The sequence below is a fragment of the Endoryza foliicola genome (genome assembly GCF_050589245.1).
GTDB lineage: Bacteria > Bacteroidota > Bacteroidia > Chitinophagales > Chitinophagaceae > Endoryza > Endoryza foliicola.
Window position 1 is genome coordinate 1 of the sequence record NZ_JBOBEW010000018.1, and the last position, 3645, is coordinate 3645.

General features: G+C 35.5%; 4 protein-coding genes. 2 read left to right on the plus strand and 2 right to left on the minus strand.

The annotated features are described in order from the left end of the window. Positions 1–108: 108 nt before the first annotated feature. Together ACQ2HE_RS19715 and ACQ2HE_RS19720 are read left to right on the plus strand one after the other, a co-directional pair. Positions 109–1119, plus strand: coding sequence for an RHS repeat domain-containing protein (locus tag ACQ2HE_RS19715; RefSeq protein WP_430902497.1), 1011 nt, complete (start codon positions 109–111; stop codon positions 1117–1119). Beyond that, a complete protein-coding gene (locus ACQ2HE_RS19720) occupies positions 1119–1721 on the plus strand; it encodes a hypothetical protein (RefSeq protein WP_430901880.1) in 603 nt (200 codons plus the stop codon). Before ACQ2HE_RS19715 ends, ACQ2HE_RS19720 begins: the two co-directional genes overlap by 1 nt. Positions 1722–2309: 588 nt before the next feature. Here ACQ2HE_RS19720 and ACQ2HE_RS19725 read toward each other — a convergent pair. Together ACQ2HE_RS19725 and ACQ2HE_RS19730 are read right to left on the minus strand one after the other, a co-directional pair. Then, positions 2310–2579, minus strand: coding sequence for a hypothetical protein (locus tag ACQ2HE_RS19725; protein ID WP_430901878.1), 270 nt, complete (start codon positions 2577–2579; stop codon positions 2310–2312). Between the two features lie 10 nt (positions 2580–2589). Further along, positions 2590–3537 carry an RHS repeat-associated core domain-containing protein gene (locus tag ACQ2HE_RS19730; RefSeq protein ID WP_430901876.1) on the minus strand — a complete coding sequence of 316 codons (948 nt, stop codon included), beginning with the start codon at positions 3535–3537 and terminating at the stop codon, positions 2590–2592. Between the last annotated feature and the right edge of the window lie 108 nt (positions 3538–3645).

A 3645-nucleotide genomic window follows, 5' to 3' on the forward strand; every position in this document is an offset into this window, starting at 1 on the left:
AGGAGTCTAAGATAAGTATAAATCAGGGATTAAAAGTGTTAGCAAATGTCAAAAAAGCAGTGTAGCTTTAGGGTAGTTCTTTGAGTTAGAAGCAGCCCTCCGTTCGGGATGTTGATGCCAAACCGATCCTATACCGCTGGAACCCAGTTTAGGTATGGGTTTAATGGGAAGGAGAATGATGTAGAAACTACTTTCTACGATTACGGTTTTAGGATATACGACTCGAAGATTTGCAGATTCAAATCGGTTGATCCATTATTCCAATCATTCCCACATCTAACCGTTTATCAGTACTCAAGTAACAATCCAATTGCTAATATTGATATCGATGGACTTGAAGGTAAATGTGTAATAACTGAACAATTTCAAAGTTCATTTATTGAAAAGCATAATTTACTTCAAGACGATCATGTTAAAAATGCCATTTATAAAAATCAAACCGTAATAATGAAATTAACTTATGCAAAAGGGCCAGACGATAAAGACTCAAAAGATGTCATGTTGAATGACGGAGGTGAAGGTGCTGCAGTACTAGTAATTGAAATGCAAACAAATGGGGTTACTGCTCAATGGGGAAACTTATTTGAAAGCAATCCCCTAAGTTTGAGAAAATCCAAAATTAGTGTTAAGCGCGAAGAAACAAGCCTAAGTATAAATTCACCTTCTAAAACGATAGACCTACCTAGTCCGGATGCTTTTGTTAAGAAAATCACTAAAAAAACAAAGAAAAGACCAGGTTTTGAAGATTTAGACATAAATGTTCCTATATCCAATTTATTTATCTTAGGGACAGTAGACGTCTTTCCAGACGGACAGAAAAATGGAAGTATTAGTAGAGATGCTTCGATTAGTGACTTAAAAAGGTATAGAAATCTCTTAAGAGATATCCGAGAATCCGGATCTGTAGAATCTGTTTCTATATCATTAGAATTTAGAGTAGGAGAGGGACTTGATTCAAACGAAAAAAGTGCAGTAGATAGAGGAATAGAAAATACCCGTAGGACATTGAAACGAGATTTTGAAAAAGCAGGAGTTCCAAATGTGGATATTAATATAAAGTCAACTAGTGGAGCAGCGTCTCCTCCTAGTTTTATAATGAAACCTAAAAAAGGAAACTAATGAGTCTTAACAATGAACTTATTAAAGCGGGGCGATTAAGTATTATTCGACTTTTGTTGGCAATATTTATTATAGTTGGCTTGGATTTTAGTTTACAGTCTCAAGTAAAACTTGACACTATTCATTGGTCAAGCACTTATCAACTTAGGTGGATGGATTTTCAAGCAACTAACACGGATGAATCAAATCATGATGCGTTTTCCTCAATCTCAGTAGAATATTATCCTACTAAAATAAATAGTGAAAAGATTTATAAGTTAAGTGTAGTTTGTTATTTTAATCGAAAGGAATCATTTACAAGATCTATGGGAAGCATTCTGTTATCACATGAGCAAGGCCATTTTGACATAGCAAAAATATTCTCTAAAGTTCTTGAGTCGAAGTTCGACGAATTCTTAAAGCTAAATAGCTTTTTGACCTATAATCAGATAGACTCAATTTATAAGTCTATTGAAGTTTTGTGGGATGAATATGATCTTAAATATGATAATGAAACAAACTATTCAAGAAATAGTGAACAACAAAAAAAATGGACCAAGAAAATAAAAGCTGAACTTTGCGAGAGGTGCCATATTTGCGAGCCTAAAATTCTAAAAAGGTGAAGTTTACCAGGAAGCAATTAAATATCTTACACTTAGAAGTTACTACGTACTGATGTGCTGTGCTATTGGTTTGTCAAATGAAATTGATAGTACAATGAGAATAGAGTCTACTCGTGAGCTACGGAGTAGCCCTTAAAGGCACTTCCAGAGGTTCCTCTCTGCTTAATTTGCTTTGCAAATTAAGCAGAGAGGAATGACCTAGTGATTTTAAATAAAATGTTGGATATTTTTCACTCGACCTTCGACTGGTACCTCGGACCGCCCTCTGACTAGACCTGCGGTCTGCTCAGGTTCCGCTCAGGGACCTCTAAAGTCAAACTCAAAATCGCTTGTAGGAATCTCTTAGATATAAGATTACACTTGTACATACTCCCAACGCTCTTTAACTAGTATGCCATAAAATATTTCGGAGCCATTATTTCAATAGTACAAAACGATGTATACTAATGAAAGGAGACGAGCAACTTTATATACAAGCAACCAACCAAAATTTGGCAAAATTGAAGAGAGCTTTTTAGTTATTAAATAGAGTGAATCAACTAAATATAAAATTTTGTTTTAACTGACCGATTAAAGAGTGCGATTACTCTACCAATCTGATTCTTCTATCTCAACTTCACTTATTAGTCTATCATTAATCTTATACATATCTTCAATAGATACTTGAAACCAATATTCCTTATTATCAATGAATACACTGAATACGAACTCCATTCCTGTCGAATCAAATCCTCCTTCATATAAATTCGTTTGAAACATATCATCAGATTCAATCTCAGCCCATTCCAACAGACTTTTATTTTCAAGGACAATTTGCTTAGAAATTTCATAAAATTCTAACTCAAGTTTGTGTTTCATTCTAAATTATTTATTTGTGTTTTAAAATCTTCTGACTACTAAGACCTGCCTCATCCATCATCTTTCCAGCTTGCTGGTAAACATCTTTTGCGGTTGCATTTGGATGTTCATCAATCCATTTCTTCCATGTTGTTGTCCAATTGTTTCCTGCTCTATGCAAATATTTGTGAAGACTTTCTGGTATTTTGACGGTATACAAATCCACATTAATGCCTCGCGATTTAAAGAACTGTCTGTATCTCGCTGCGGCTGGACCTCTAAATGCATTAAAAATATGATGACTAACAAATCTTTCTATAGTGGTGCTTGCTGGTAGAAGTTTCTGAGTTACTGAAGCTTCTTTTAAAGTTTCAAGTGCTGAGGAAGTTTGCTTGATTGGAGATTTAAAAGCAGAAAGGCTTAAGATAATATCTCCGGCAGCATATCCATAAACTGCATAATTTTGAACAGGCTCAGGCAAATCACCGTACTTATCTGCCAGATTTATGGCATACTCCATGGCGTTTTCAACTGGCGTATTTGTAAGCATCCTGCCAATTGCTTTTATTGATCTCACAGGATGACTTACTAAATTAATTGTTCCTTGTACTGGCGCTTCAATAGCACCAGCAACACCTAATGCAAGACCGAAAGCCTTAGCTTTTGTAGAATTGGGTTTAGTGGTGATAGTTATTACTGCTTCAGTTGCGAACCATTTAGTAAAAGGATCAAAACTTTCAGCACCGTCTAGATCAACAAATCTTATTGGATTGTTTTCCGAAAATTGATAAACTGATAACCAGGGAAACTTTTTCGTCAACGGATCCACACTCAAAAACTTCCCAATTCTCGGATCATAAATCCGCATACCGTAGTCTTGCTGATTTCCGGTTTCTTTTACATCATTATCATTTTCTTTCCCATTAAACCCATACCTAAACTGGCTTCCAGCGGTGTAGGAGCGGTTTGGCATCAACATCCCGAACGGAGGGCTGCTTCTAACTCAAAGAACTACCCTAAAGCTACACTGCTTTTTTGACATTTGCTAACACTTTTAATCCCTGATTTATACTTATCTTAGACTCCT